We start from the raw sequence: 11,890 nt of genomic DNA, 5'->3' as shown, positions 1-11,890 counted from the left end.
GGGTGGTGCGGGCGCCGTCGTAGCGGGGGACGGACCGAACGGCGGCGGCAAGACGATTGGCGGCAACAGCGGCGGCGTGGTGGCCGTTGTCGTCGGCGGCGGAGGCGTGGTTGTCGGCGTCTGCGTCACCGTCACCGTCGTGGGCGGTTGCTGAACGCGGCTGCGCGGCACCCAGGTGTAGTTCGGATCAGGAACGAAGCCGGGCGGCACCACCTGGGTGGCCGGTACCTGCGTAGGCGTCGAGGATCGCATGGACTCGCGGTGGTCGTTGTAGACGAACCACGCTGCGGCGAAGGCAACGATGAGCACGAAGGTGGACGTCCGCATATGTCCGCCGAAGAGATATCCGGGCCAGGCGCGTTGCACGTCATCGTGCCTTCGCAGCCGGCTCAGTAGGAAATTCGTCAACGGCTAGACCCCTGCGGCTGGTCCTCGGCGACCGCTCCCACCGTCACCGGTGTGTTACTCGGCGTATCAACGCCGACGCGGGCAAGAGCACGGACCACCAGCGCCCGCAGTCGTCGTCCGGCCTCGAATTGCTTGCCGGGCAACGTGCGCGCCACCAAGCGCAAAGTGACAACGTCAACGGCGATGCTTTCCACGCCCATCAACGTGGGCGCATCCAGCAGCAACTCGCCCAACAGCTTGTCGTCGAGCGCATGCTCGCACGCCTGGCGCAACGTGTCGTTGATGACGCTCAGGTCGGCGCTGGCCTGCACCGGGATGTCGACGACAGCGCGCGCCCAATCTTTGGAAAGGTTCACCGTTTTCACGATCTGGCCGTTCGGGATCGTGAACAACTCGCCATCCGAGGAACGCAGCCGAGTCACGCGCAGTGTCACATTCTCGACGGTGCCGCTGGCTTCAGTCGTCGAAACGACAGTGAGCGTGACCAGATCGCCGAAGCCGTACTGCTTCTCGAGGATGATGAAGAACCCGGACAGCAGGTCTTTCACCAGCTGTTGGGCGCCGAAACCCAGCGCAGCCCCGATCACCGTCGCAGGCGCCACAAATCCGCGTACTGAGACGTTGAGAATGTCGGCTAGCTGCACGGCGACCAAGATGGCGATCAGCACCACGGTCACCCACGAGATCAGCGATGCGATAGTCGCGCGATGCTTGGCGGCTTCCGAGCGGACCAGCGCGTCGCTTTCGATGAACCCTTCGTCAAGCCGCTGGGTCACCTTCTGGGCGACCCAGTTGACGAACCGCGCCGCGAGCACTGCCCCAATGAGCAGCAGCACGATATGTAACCCGCTGGTCAGCAACCAATCGCGGAGATGGCCCTGCCAGACGTCCCACGGCGGGGCGGCTGTTATCGAGAGAACGTGGTTATCAGTCGTCATCTTTTCTGTTGCGCCACCGGATTCCCGCTTCCAGGAACCCATCGATGTCTCCGTCGAGAACGGCAGTCGGATTTCCCACCTCGTACTCCGTACGCAGGTCTTTGACCATCTGATACGGGTGCAGTACGTAGGACCGCATCTGGTTACCCCAGGAGCTGCCGCCGTCCCCTTTCAAGGCATCGAGTTCGGCGCGTTCTTCTAATCGCTTGCGTTCCAACAACTTTGCTTGAAGAACTCGCATCGCGGCCACTTTGTTCTGAAGCTGCGATTTCTCGTTCTGACAAGTCACGACGATACCGGTCGGGATGTGGGTGAGTCGAACCGCGGAGTCCGTGGTGTTCACCGATTGGCCGCCGGGGCCGCTGGAGCGGTAGACGTCGACGCGGATATCGCCCTCGGGTATGTCGATGTGGTCAGTGGTCTCCACCACCGGCAGCACCTCGACTTCGGCGAACGATGTCTGGCGTCGGCTCTGGTTGTCGAATGGACTGATCCGCACCAGCCGGTGCGTGCCCTGTTCGACGGAAAGGGTGCCGTAGGCGAACGGAGCATGCACGGCGAAGGTCGCGCTTTTGATCCCCGCCTCCTCGGCATAAGAGGTGTCGAACACTTCGACGGGGTACTTGTGCTGCTCAGCCCACCGGATATACATCCGCATCAGCATCTCGGCCCAGTCGGCGGCATCGACGCCGCCCGCGCCGGAGCGAATCGTGACGAGCGCCTCCCGCTCGTCGTATTCGCCCGAGAGCAAGGTGCGGACCTCCATGGCTTCGACGTCGGCACTTAGCGCTTTGAGTTCGGCATCGGCTTCGGCCTGCGCCTCGGCCGCGGCAGCGCCGCCCTCTTCGGCGGCCAGCTCGTAGAGCACCGGCAGATCGTCGAGACGGCGGCGCAGGTCTTCGACGCGACGCAACTCGCCCTGGGTGTGGGAAAGCTCACTGGTCACCCGCTGCGCCCGGGCTTGGTCATCCCACAGGTTGGGATCGGACGCTTCATGCTCGAGCTTGTCGATGCGGCTGCGCAGACCGTCGACATCGAGCACCCGCTCCACCGTGGTCAGGGTGGAGTCAAGGGCGGCGATGTCGGCCTGGCGGTCGGGTTCCACAGCTGATCACGTTACCGGCGTGGCGGCGTGCGGTGCGACCAGCATCGACTTGGCCGTGGCGTTTAGCATCAGGTGGTATGCGTCCTTTCCACGTCGCGATTGTCGGTTCTGGTCCATCCGGGTTCTTCGCGGCGGCGTCGCTGCTGAAAGCTGCCGACTCCGCCGAGGACATTGAAGTCAATGTCGACATGCTGGAAATGCTGCCGACCCCATGGGGTCTGGTGCGCTCCGGCGTTGCGCCCGACCACCCGAAGATCAAGTCGATCAGCAAGCAGTTCGAGAAGACCTCCGAGGACCCGCGTTTCCGCTTCTTCGGCAACATCTCTGTTGGTGAACACGTCGAAGCCGCTGAACTCGCCGAACGCTACGACGCGGTGATCTATGCGGTCGGGACCCAGTCGGATCGGTCGTTGAACATTCCCGGCGAAGACCTGGAGGGTAGCGTCGCCGCGGTCGACTTCGTGGGCTGGTACAACGCCCACCCGCACTTCGAGCAGACGACGCCGGACCTGTCTGGCGCCCGAGCCGTCGTCGTCGGCAACGGCAATGTCGCACTCGACGTCGCGCGCATTCTCGTCACCGACCCCGACGCGCTGGCCGAAACCGATATCGCCGACCACGCGCTGGAATCGCTGCGCCCGTGCGGCGTGGAAGAAGTGGTGATCATCGGCCGTCGCGGCCCGCTGCAATCCGCGTTCACGACGTTGGAGCTGCGAGAATTGGCCGACCTCGAAGGCCTTGACGTGATCGTTGACCCCGCCGACCTCGAAGGCATTACCGACGAGGACCTCGAGGCGGCGGGCAAGGTATGCAAGCAGAACATCAAGGTGTTGCGCGGCTATGCGGGAAACGAGCCGCATCCAGGCAACCGGCGGATGGTGTTTCGGTTCCTGACCTCGCCGATCGAAATCAACGGTGACGACAAAGTGGAGAGCATTGTGCTGGGCCGGAACGAGCTGGTCACCGACGAGAACGGGCGGGTCGCGGCCAAGGACACCGGCGACCGTGAGGAGCTGCCGGTTCAGCTGGTCGTGCGGTCGGTCGGGTATCGCGGTGTGCCCACTCCGGGTCTGCCGTTCGACGAAAAAAGCGCGACCATCCCGCATAACAACGGACGGGTCGAGGGCCGCCGCAACGAGTATGTCGTCGGCTGGATCAAGCGCGGGCCGAGCGGTGTGATCGGCACCAATAAGAAGGACTCCCAGGACACCGTCGACACGCTGATCGGCGATTTGACCGGCACAACCGAGCTAGCGGATTTCCCCGCCGACCATGCCGACAAAATCGCCGAGTGGCTGGCGTCACGGCAGCCGAAGCTGATTACCGACGCGCATTGGAAGCTGATCGACGAGCATGAGCGATCGGCTGGAGAGCCGCACGGACGGCCGCGCGTCAAACTGCCCAGCCTGGCCAAACTGCTGAAAATCAGCCACGGCTGAACCGCACTTGAGCTAGCTGTCGGCCGGCGCGAAAGCCCAGTTGTCGGGATTTCGCTGCGAGTACACCACCGGCTTTAGATCGCCGATCGTCGGCCAGTTGTCCACATTGACGACCATGCGTTGATAGACGGTGTACTCGTTGAGCGTTGGCCCGTCGATGACACCGGTGATCGTGACGTACTGCTCGCCGTCGGCGTCGGGCCGCGGGCTGACACCGGTGATCAACAGCGTGCCGCTGAGCACGTCCCCGCTTGGACCGCGACGCATCAACCGCGGAGCCAGGAACACCGCGAGCATCGCGACCAGCAACAGCACGGTGAGGAATTCCCACACGACGCCATGGTAGGACTGCCTACATGACGCGCCCCGACGACCTCGCGGTGGCATTGGCGCTTGCCGACCATGCCGACGCGGTGACGCTGGCTCGCTTCGGGGCGCTGGACCTGCAGGTCGACACGAAACCCGACCTGACGCCGGTGACCGATGCGGATCGCGCGGTCGAAACCGGTCTACGTGAGACGCTCGCGCGGGTCCGGCCGGACGACAGCATTCTCGGCGAAGAGTTCGGCGGGTCAACGGCTTGGGCCGGACGGCAGTGGATCATCGACCCGATCGACGGCACCAAGAACTTCGTGCGGGGCGTGCCGGTGTGGGCCAGCCTGATCGCCTTGCTCGACGACGGCGTGCCCTGTGTCGGGGTGGTCAGCGCGCCCGCGGTGCAGCGCCGATGGTGGGCCGCCAGCGGCGCAGGCGCGTTCGCCGCCGTCGGCGATACCCCGGCTCGGCGGCTCTCGGTTTCCTCAGTGTCGCAACTCAATTCGGCCAGCTTGTCGTTCTCCAGCCTGTCCGGCTGGGCCCAACTGGGCTTACGGGAACGGTTTATCGAGCTGACCGATGCGGTGTGGCGGGTGCGCGGCTACGGCGACTTCCTGTCCTACTGCCTGGTGGCCGAGGGGGCCATCGACGTCGCCGCCGAGCCGGAAGTGTCGGTGTGGGATCTGGCGCCGCTGGACATCCTGGTCCGCGAGGCCGGCGGGGCGTTCACCAGCCTTAACGGTGCCGTCGGGCCGCACGGCGGCAGCGCGGTGGCGACTAACGGGCTGCTGCACGACGAGGTATTGGGCAGGCTTTCGGCCGGGTAGCCGGTGTGAAGTACTTAACAGGCGCAACTACCTTACTCCGGAGTAAGATAGCCGGTATTCGCATTGCTCCAACGACGGAAGCTGCTCCCATGACAGACACTGTCGCCACCCGAAACGGCTCGAAGCCGCACCGGAAACACGGCCGGAAAACCGCCGTCGGCGAGTACAAGCACAAGCGAACCGGTATCGACGTCGCGCTGGGCCTGCTTACGCCCATCGTCGGCCAGGAGTTCCTGGACAAGTACAACCTGCGCGATCCGCTCAACCGGACGCTGCGCTACGGCGTCAAGACGATGTTCTCCACTGCCGGGGCCACCACCCGTCAGTTCAAGCGGGTTCAGAGCCTTCGCGGCGGACCGACTCGCCTGAAGACCAGCGGTAAGGACTACTACGACCTGACGCCCGACGAGGACCAGAAGCTCATCGTCGAGACCGTCGAGGAATTCGCCGAAGAGATCCTGCGTCCCGCCGCCCACGACGCCGACGAAGCAACCACCTATCCCCCGGACCTGGTCGCCAAGGCGGCGGAGCTGGGGATCACCGCCGTCAACGTTCCCGAGGATTTCGACGGCATCGCCGAACACCGCTCCAGCGTCACCAACGTCCTGGTCGCCGAGGCGCTGGCCTACGGCGACATGGGGCTGGCCCTGCCGATCCTGGCCCCGGCGGGCGTCGCCGCCGCGCTGACCCATTGGGGCAGCGCCGACCAGCAGGCCACCTACCTCAAGGAATTCGCGGGCGAGAACGTGCCGCAGGCGTGCGTGGCCATTGCCGAGCCCCAGCCGCTCTTCGACCCCACCGCGCTGAAGACCACAGCAGTGCGCACGCCGAGCGGCTATCGGCTCGACGGCGTCAAATCACTTGTCCCAGCGGCGGCCAACGCCGAGCTGTTTGTCGTTGCAGCGCAACTCAACGGCAAGCCCGCGTTGTTCATCGTCGAGTCGTCGAGCAACGGCTTGACCGTCAAACCCGAACCGAGCATGGGCATTCGCGCCGCCGCACTGGGCCGGGTAGAGCTGGACAACGTGTCGGTGCCGGTGAGCGCACGGCTGGGCGAGGACCGCGCCACCGATGATGACTATTCCGAGGCCATCGCGCTGTCGCGGCTTGGCTGGGCGGCGCTGGCGGTCGGGACGTCGCACGCCGTGCTCGACTACGTCGTCCCCTACGTGAAGGAACGCGAAGCCTTCGGCGAGCCCATTGCACGACGGCAGTCGGTTGCGTTCATGTGCGCCAACATCGCCATCGAACTTGACGGGCTGCGGTTGATCACCTGGCGTGGCGCGGCCCGCGCCGAACAAGGCCTGCCGTTCACCCGCGAAGCCGCACTGGCCAAGCGGCTCGGCGCCGACAAGGGCATGCAGATCGGCCTGGACGGCGTGCAGCTGCTCGGCGGCCACGGCTACACCAAAGAACACCCGGTCGAGCGTTGGTACCGCGACCTGCGGGCCATCGGTGTCGCCGAGGGCGTTGTCGTCATCTAGCTCCGCACGTCACTAACGAAAGACCAATCATGGCAATCAATTTGGAACTGCCCCGCAAGATGCACGCGGTGATCGACAAGGCACATCAGGGCGCCGCGGAGATGATGCGACCGATCGCCCGCAAGTACGACCTCAACGAACACGCCTACCCGGTCGAGCTCGACACACTGGCCAACCTGTTCGCCGGAGCCGCCGAGTCGAACACCCTGGATATGGCCGGTGCCGGCGGTATTCGCGCCGGCGAAGGCACCGAGGAAAACCACAACGGCGCCAACATGGCTGCCGCGCTGCAAGCGCTGGAGGCCAGTTGGGGCGATGCGGCGATGCTGCTGTCAATCCCCTACCAGGGCTTGGGGAACGCGGCAGTGTCGGCTGTGGCCACCGACGAGCAGTTACAACGACTCGGCCAAGTCTGGGCCGCGATGGCCATCACCGAACCAGGATTCGGGTCCGATTCGGCGGCGGTGTCCACCACCGCCAAGCTCGACGGCGACGAATACGTTATCAACGGCGAAAAGATCTTCGTCACAGCGGGTTCGCGCGCCACGCACATCGTGGTGTGGGCGACGCTGGACAAGTCCAAGGGCCGCCCGGCGATCAAGTCGTTCATCGTGCCGCGCGAACACCCCGGCGTTACCGTCGAGCGGCTGGAGAACAAGCTCGGCATCAAGGGCTCCGACACGGCCGTCATCCGGGTCGACAACGCCCGCATCCCGAAAGACAATCTGCTGGGCAACCCTGAGATCGAACCCGGCAAGGGGTTCGCCGGGGTGATGGAAACCTTCGACAACACCCGCCCAGTCGTCGCTGCGATGGCCGTCGGAATCGCCCGCGCCACACTGGAAGAGCTGCGCAAGATCCTGACCAACGCTGGAGTCGAAATCTCCTATGACAAGCCGTCACATGCGCAAAGCGCACCAGCGGCCGAGTTCCTGCGGATGGAGGCCGACTGGGAGGCCAGCTATCAGCTGACGCTGCGCGCAGCATGGCAGGCCGACAACAAGATCCCCAACTCCAAAGAAGCGTCGATGGCCAAAGCCAAGGCCGGCCGGGTGGGCAGCGACATCACGCTCAAAGCCGTCGAATTAGCCGGCACCACAGGCTATTCCGAGGAGGCGCTGCTGGAGAAGTGGGCCCGTGACTCGAAGATCATGGACATCTTCGAGGGCACCCAGCAGATTCAGCAGCTGGTGGTCGCCCGCCGCCTGCTGGGCCTATCGTCGTCAGAACTCAAGTAGCCAGGCGCGGTAGCTCGGTCATTGAGATTTCTCGCGCCTCGGCGGGCTCAATTCCCATGGCGCGCAACACAAGCTCGGCGGTCGCCGACCCGGCTTCACGCCAGGTCTGATGGCCCTCGAGCACCATCCACATCGCGCTGACGGTGGCACCAAGAACCATCGACGCGATGCTGTCGACGCTCAGCGAGCCGAGGTCATATCGACCGGTGGCCACACCGGCGTTGATGTCGCGCATCGGCGGTCCGGTCATCACGGCACGCAATGACTCCTCCGACAATCCGAACCTGACCGCGAACCGACCAATGGTTGGGTTCTCGTAGGCGTAGCGGATCCACAACCGTAGGCCGGTGGCCAGCCGCGCCGCAGGGTCGCCGATACCGGCAAAGCTCGCCGAGACTCGCTGATGCAGATCTGCACTGAACTCGGCGACGACGCGGTCGAACAGGTCGGTCATCGACCCGACATTGCGATAGAGCGTGCCGCGAGCCACGTTCGCCGCCTGGGCCAATTCACTGACGGTCAGCTGGGTCGTGCCCTTTTCAACGAACAGTCGGATCGCGGCCTCACTGATCCGCTGATCCGTCGGTGTGGTCATGTGCGCGTCCTTGGTCGTTTCGGCGGCCTGCGCTAGATAGTACACCTATGTTCTATCCAGACCTCGAAAGCTTTTCACGATACGCTCTTGATCTATATTGAACATTAGTGTTCAATACTTTCATGAGCAGCACCAGGAGCGACGGCCGGGGCGCATTGGCCCACGAGCAGGTTCCCGTGCTGATTGCCGTAGCGGCGGACCGGTCGGGCTCAACGCTCGCGCTAACGCGGCTGCGACCCCACCTTGTCGACTCCCCCAGCTGAGGTGATCCCATGACCAAAACCGCACACCAAGACCTACACAGCGAGCACGGCGCCGGTAAGGGCGAGCATCCGGGCCGATCACGCAATCCGGTGATCAAGGTTCATGACATCGCCTGGCTGGAATTCGAAAAGCCTGACTTGACTCGGGCGGAGGCATTCGCGCACGCCTTCGGTTTCGCAACCGTGCTCCGTACCGGTAGCGAGTTGCAGCTACGCGGCACGGACCCTGGTGCGCCGTGCGTGCTCATCCGCCGCGGGGAAACCACCCGCTTCCGAGGCATGGCGTTCACGGCTCATGACGAGGCAGATCTGCTGCGGTTGGCCGACGCGACCGGCACCAGGATGCGACCGTTGCCGGAACCGCTCGGTGGAATGACCGTCGATCTCGTCGATCCGAGCGGCGTCCCGGTGCACGTCGTGGCGGGCATGCACCGGCTCGACGCGCTGCCCGCCCAGACGCCGCACACCTTCAACTTCGGCGAGGACCTCAACCGGGTCAACGCGACCCAGCGCCCGCCGCGGACGCCGACGACGGTGCAACGGCTCGGGCACGTGGTGCTGCAGAGCACCAGTTACACCAAAACGCTGAACTGGTACCTGGACAACCTCGGCATGATCGTCAGCGACTTCCAGTTCTTCCCCGGCCAGCGTGACCGCGGACCGACATTCAGCTTCATTCGCTGCGACCGCGGCCCGACTCCCGTCGACCACCACACCGTGGCGCTAGGGCTTGGCCCGACGAACCGCTACCTGCATTCGGCGTATCAGGTGTGCGATCTCGACGCGCTGGCCGCCGGCGGTGAGTATCTGAAAGATCATGGTTATCAACGGTCTTGGGGTATCGGACGCCACATTCAAGGCAGCCAGATTTTTGACTACTGGCGTGACCCGGACGGCTTCCTCGTCGAGCACTTCGCCGACGGCGACATGTTCGACTGCACACTCGAACCGGGCTGGGCGCCATTGACCGCATCGGGGCTCGCCCAGTGGGGACCACGGGCGACCAACGACTTCCTCGGCATCAGCCCCAAATTCATTCGCCACGAAGCGCACTCGATGCTGAGCGGACTGCGTGGCGACAACGAATTCGATGTCCGCCGGCTCATCGGCCTGATGAAAGTAGCCAGATCATGACCATCGCAGTCCTTCGCACCGTCGACGCCTGGTGGGTGCAAACCCCGACCGGTGCAGCCAAGATCACCACCAGCGCAACCACCACCGCGGAGTTGCTCGCCGACCGCGCCGCGATCGAGGCCGCTGCCCACAGCAGCGAAACCGTGCCGGTCGGCAGTCTTCAGTTGGTCTCGCCCGTGACCAAGCCGTGCCGGGTGGTGGCTCAGATGACCAATTACGCTTCGCACGTCAAGGACGCCGGCATGAATCCAAAGACCATCCCGCTGACCTTCTTCCGCAAGTCGTCGGCGTCGATCGCCGGGCCGACCGATGACATCGTCAAACCAACGCATGTCCGATTCCTCGACTATGAGGTCGAGATCGGCCTGGTCGTCGGTCGCGACATTCCCGTCGGTGCGACCATTTCCGAGTCAAACCTGTCCGACTGCATCGCCGGATTGGTCGTCACCAATGACGTCTCCGCGCGGGATATCCAGTTGCCGCAGACGCAGTTCTACGAGGCAAAGTCCTACCCCACCTTCACACCGGCGGGGCCGGCGCTGGTGCTGCTCGACGGTGGCGACCTCAAGCGCTTTGGCGATCTGCGACTGCGCCTGCGCGTGAACGGTGAACTGCGCCAAGACATGCTGGTCGACGGTGACATGCTCTACAAGCCACTGCAAGCCCTGCAGTCGCTGGCCCGGTTTCAAGACCTCGCCGCGGGTGACTTGATCCTGACCGGCACTCCGGTCGGCACCGCGTTGAGCGCACCGCCGAAGCCGGTCGAGATCATTGGCTCGTTGCTACCACCAGCAGTCAAGTGGAAAGCCTTCTTCAGACGCCAGGCCGGCAATCCGAAGTATCTACGGGACGGCGACGTTGTGGAAGCCACCATTGCTACCGACGATGGCGCCATCGAGCTAGGCACCCAACGCAACACCGTGAGGTATGCGTGAACACGGCTCGTGTGCCCGGCTACAAGCCAGACATCTACTCAGTAGACGCCATCGTCAATCCCTACCCCCACTATCAGCGGCTGCGAGACCTCGGCCCGGTGGTGTGGTTGACCAAACACAAGGTGTTCGCGCTGCCCCGCTATGCCGAGTGCAAGGCCGTACTCCGTGATGACGCGACCTTCCTGTCGGGAAGCGGCGTCGCGCTCAACCGGATCGCCAACCGCTTGTCGCGGGGCACGACGCTCAACAGCGATGGCGCCGAGCACGATCGGCGGCGCAAGCTGCTCGCGCATGGGCTATTGCCACGTGCGCTGCGCGCGATCGGCGACAGCGTGGACACGATGGCCGCCGCTGTCGTCGAAGCCGCTCTCAACAACGGCGAGATCGATGGCGTCAACGACCTTGCGGCCGCCCTGCCGCTGGCCATAGTCCCCGACCTCATCGGCTGGCCCCGAGATCAACGCGACCACCTCATCGAATGGGGCGGGGCCACTTTCGACGCCCTGGGCCCGCTCAACCGGCACGCGATGAAGGCCATGCCCGGCGTGTTTCGAATGATGCGATTCGCCCGCCGGGTCGTCCGAGAGCGCACCTTCCTCGACGGCAGCATGGCCCATGAACTGCTGATCGCCGCCGACCAAGGCAAGCTGTCGCATGCCGAGTGTCCAGCGCTGATGGTCGACTATCTCGCGCCATCGATCGACACCACGATGAGTGCGATCTCAAATGCGTTGTACTTGTTCGCCAGCCACCCTGAACAGTGGCAGCTGCTCAAAGATGAGCCGGCGCTGATGGCGAACGCGATCAATGAAGTGGTTCGCTACGAGCCACCACTGCGTGCATTCACACGCCGGGTGAGCCGGCAGACTGAAATTGGCGGTGTCAGCATCCCATCCGGCGCACGCGTCCTGGTGATGTACGCCTCGGCCAACCGCGACGAACGCGAGTGGGAAAACCCTGCGGTCTTCGACATCCGTCGTGACGCCTGCCGCCAGATCGGCTTCGGGCAGGGCGCGCACGCCTGCGCCGGCCAGAGCTTGGCGCGCTTGGAAACGACCGCCATGCTACGTGCGCTCATCGAGCGGGTAGACCGCATCGAAGTCACCAGCGCACCGACTTGGGCGATCAACAACGTCATTCACCGTCATGAACGTTTGCCGCTCAAGCTGATTCCCGCATAGCCACAACAGGAGTGTGATGCACCTGGCA

The 11,890-nt window shown here is 64.4% G+C and carries 12 protein-coding genes; 7 read left to right on the top strand and 5 right to left on the bottom strand.

What is annotated here, in order from left to right:
• The 3 genes from WB785_RS10645 to prfB all read right to left on the bottom strand — a co-directional run.
• Positions 1-408 (bottom strand): hypothetical protein (locus WB785_RS10645; protein WP_424078998.1); only part of this gene is annotated, 408 nt, incomplete at its 3' end.
• Positions 405-1,346: a mechanosensitive ion channel family protein gene (locus tag WB785_RS10640; protein WP_424078997.1), complete on the bottom strand. Its 942-nt coding sequence runs from the start codon at positions 1,344-1,346 to the stop codon at positions 405-407. The genes WB785_RS10640 and WB785_RS10645, both read right to left, overlap by 4 nt.
• The gene (prfB, locus tag WB785_RS10635; RefSeq protein ID WP_424078996.1) at positions 1,336-2,451 is read right to left on the bottom strand and encodes a peptide chain release factor 2; all 1,116 of its coding nucleotides are present in this window, start codon (positions 2,449-2,451) and stop codon (positions 1,336-1,338) included. Before prfB ends, WB785_RS10640 begins: the two co-directional genes overlap by 11 nt.
• Positions 2,452-2,528: 77 nt before the next feature.
• On the opposite strand from prfB, the gene WB785_RS10630 reads away from it, so the two are divergent.
• The gene (locus tag WB785_RS10630; RefSeq protein ID WP_424078995.1) at positions 2,529-3,890 is read left to right on the top strand and encodes an FAD-dependent oxidoreductase; all 1,362 of its coding nucleotides are present in this window, start codon (positions 2,529-2,531) and stop codon (positions 3,888-3,890) included.
• Positions 3,891-3,902: 12 nt separating this feature from the next.
• Here WB785_RS10630 and WB785_RS10625 read toward each other — a convergent pair whose 3' ends face one another.
• On the bottom strand, positions 3,903-4,223 hold the full coding sequence (locus WB785_RS10625) for a hypothetical protein (RefSeq protein ID WP_424078994.1): 321 nt from the start codon (positions 4,221-4,223) through the stop codon (positions 3,903-3,905).
• 23 nt (positions 4,224-4,246) lie between these two features.
• Between WB785_RS10625 and hisN the strand changes: the two genes are divergently transcribed.
• The 3 genes from hisN (at position 4,247) to WB785_RS10610 (ending at position 7,754) form a co-directional block, all read left to right on the top strand.
• Positions 4,247-5,032: a histidinol-phosphatase gene (gene hisN, locus WB785_RS10620; RefSeq protein ID WP_424078992.1), complete on the top strand. Its 786-nt coding sequence runs from the start codon at positions 4,247-4,249 to the stop codon at positions 5,030-5,032.
• Positions 5,033-5,121: 89 nt separating this feature from the next.
• A complete protein-coding gene (locus WB785_RS10615) occupies positions 5,122-6,516 on the top strand; it encodes an acyl-CoA dehydrogenase family protein (protein WP_424078991.1) in 1,395 nt (464 codons plus the stop codon).
• A gap of 29 nt (positions 6,517-6,545) precedes the next feature.
• Positions 6,546-7,754, top strand: coding sequence for an acyl-CoA dehydrogenase family protein (locus tag WB785_RS10610; RefSeq protein WP_424078989.1), 1,209 nt, complete (start codon positions 6,546-6,548; stop codon positions 7,752-7,754).
• Here the strand turns inward: WB785_RS10610 and WB785_RS10605 are convergent.
• The gene (locus WB785_RS10605) at positions 7,747-8,349 is read right to left on the bottom strand and encodes a TetR/AcrR family transcriptional regulator (RefSeq protein WP_424078987.1); all 603 of its coding nucleotides are present in this window, start codon (positions 8,347-8,349) and stop codon (positions 7,747-7,749) included. The genes WB785_RS10610 and WB785_RS10605 overlap by 8 nt on opposite strands.
• 272 nt (positions 8,350-8,621) lie before the next feature.
• On the opposite strand from WB785_RS10605, the gene WB785_RS10600 reads away from it, so the two are divergent.
• Genes WB785_RS10600 through WB785_RS10590 form a run of 3 tightly spaced genes read left to right on the top strand, consistent with a single transcriptional unit; the run spans position 8,622 to position 11,862 of the window.
• Positions 8,622-9,746, top strand: coding sequence for a VOC family protein (locus WB785_RS10600; protein ID WP_424078986.1), 1,125 nt, complete (start codon positions 8,622-8,624; stop codon positions 9,744-9,746).
• Positions 9,743-10,681, top strand: coding sequence for a fumarylacetoacetate hydrolase family protein (locus WB785_RS10595; RefSeq protein WP_424078985.1), 939 nt, complete (start codon positions 9,743-9,745; stop codon positions 10,679-10,681). Before WB785_RS10600 ends, WB785_RS10595 begins: the two co-directional genes overlap by 4 nt.
• Complete coding sequence (locus tag WB785_RS10590; protein WP_424078984.1) at positions 10,678-11,862, top strand: cytochrome P450; 1,185 nt, start codon at positions 10,678-10,680, stop codon at positions 11,860-11,862. Before WB785_RS10595 ends, WB785_RS10590 begins: the two co-directional genes overlap by 4 nt.
• Positions 11,863-11,890: the final 28 nt, after the last annotated feature.

The organism is Mycobacterium sp. (assembly GCF_049585075.1).
Classification (GTDB): domain Bacteria; phylum Actinomycetota; class Actinomycetes; order Mycobacteriales; family Mycobacteriaceae; genus Mycobacterium.
Note: the sequence above shows the minus strand (reverse complement) of the source record. Positions and strands in the feature narration are given on the sequence as shown.

Excerpts from the sequence above, each read along its gene's own strand:
- WB785_RS10600 (WP_424078986.1), top strand. The coding sequence starts at position 8,622 with ATGACCAAAACCGCACACCAAGACCTACACAGCGAGCACGGCGCCGGT.
- WB785_RS10615 (WP_424078991.1), top strand. The coding sequence starts at position 5,122 with ATGACAGACACTGTCGCCACCCGAAACGGCTCGAAGCCGCACCGGAAA.
- hisN (WP_424078992.1), top strand. The coding sequence starts at position 4,247 with ATGACGCGCCCCGACGACCTCGCGGTGGCATTGGCGCTTGCCGACCAT.
- WB785_RS10595 (WP_424078985.1), top strand. The coding sequence starts at position 9,743 with ATGACCATCGCAGTCCTTCGCACCGTCGACGCCTGGTGGGTGCAAACC.
- WB785_RS10605 (WP_424078987.1), bottom strand. The coding sequence starts at position 8,349 with ATGACCACACCGACGGATCAGCGGATCAGTGAGGCCGCGATCCGACTG.
- WB785_RS10610 (WP_424078989.1), top strand. The coding sequence starts at position 6,546 with ATGGCAATCAATTTGGAACTGCCCCGCAAGATGCACGCGGTGATCGAC.
- WB785_RS10630 (WP_424078995.1), top strand. The coding sequence starts at position 2,529 with ATGCGTCCTTTCCACGTCGCGATTGTCGGTTCTGGTCCATCCGGGTTC.
- WB785_RS10640 (WP_424078997.1), bottom strand. The coding sequence starts at position 1,346 with ATGACGACTGATAACCACGTTCTCTCGATAACAGCCGCCCCGCCGTGG.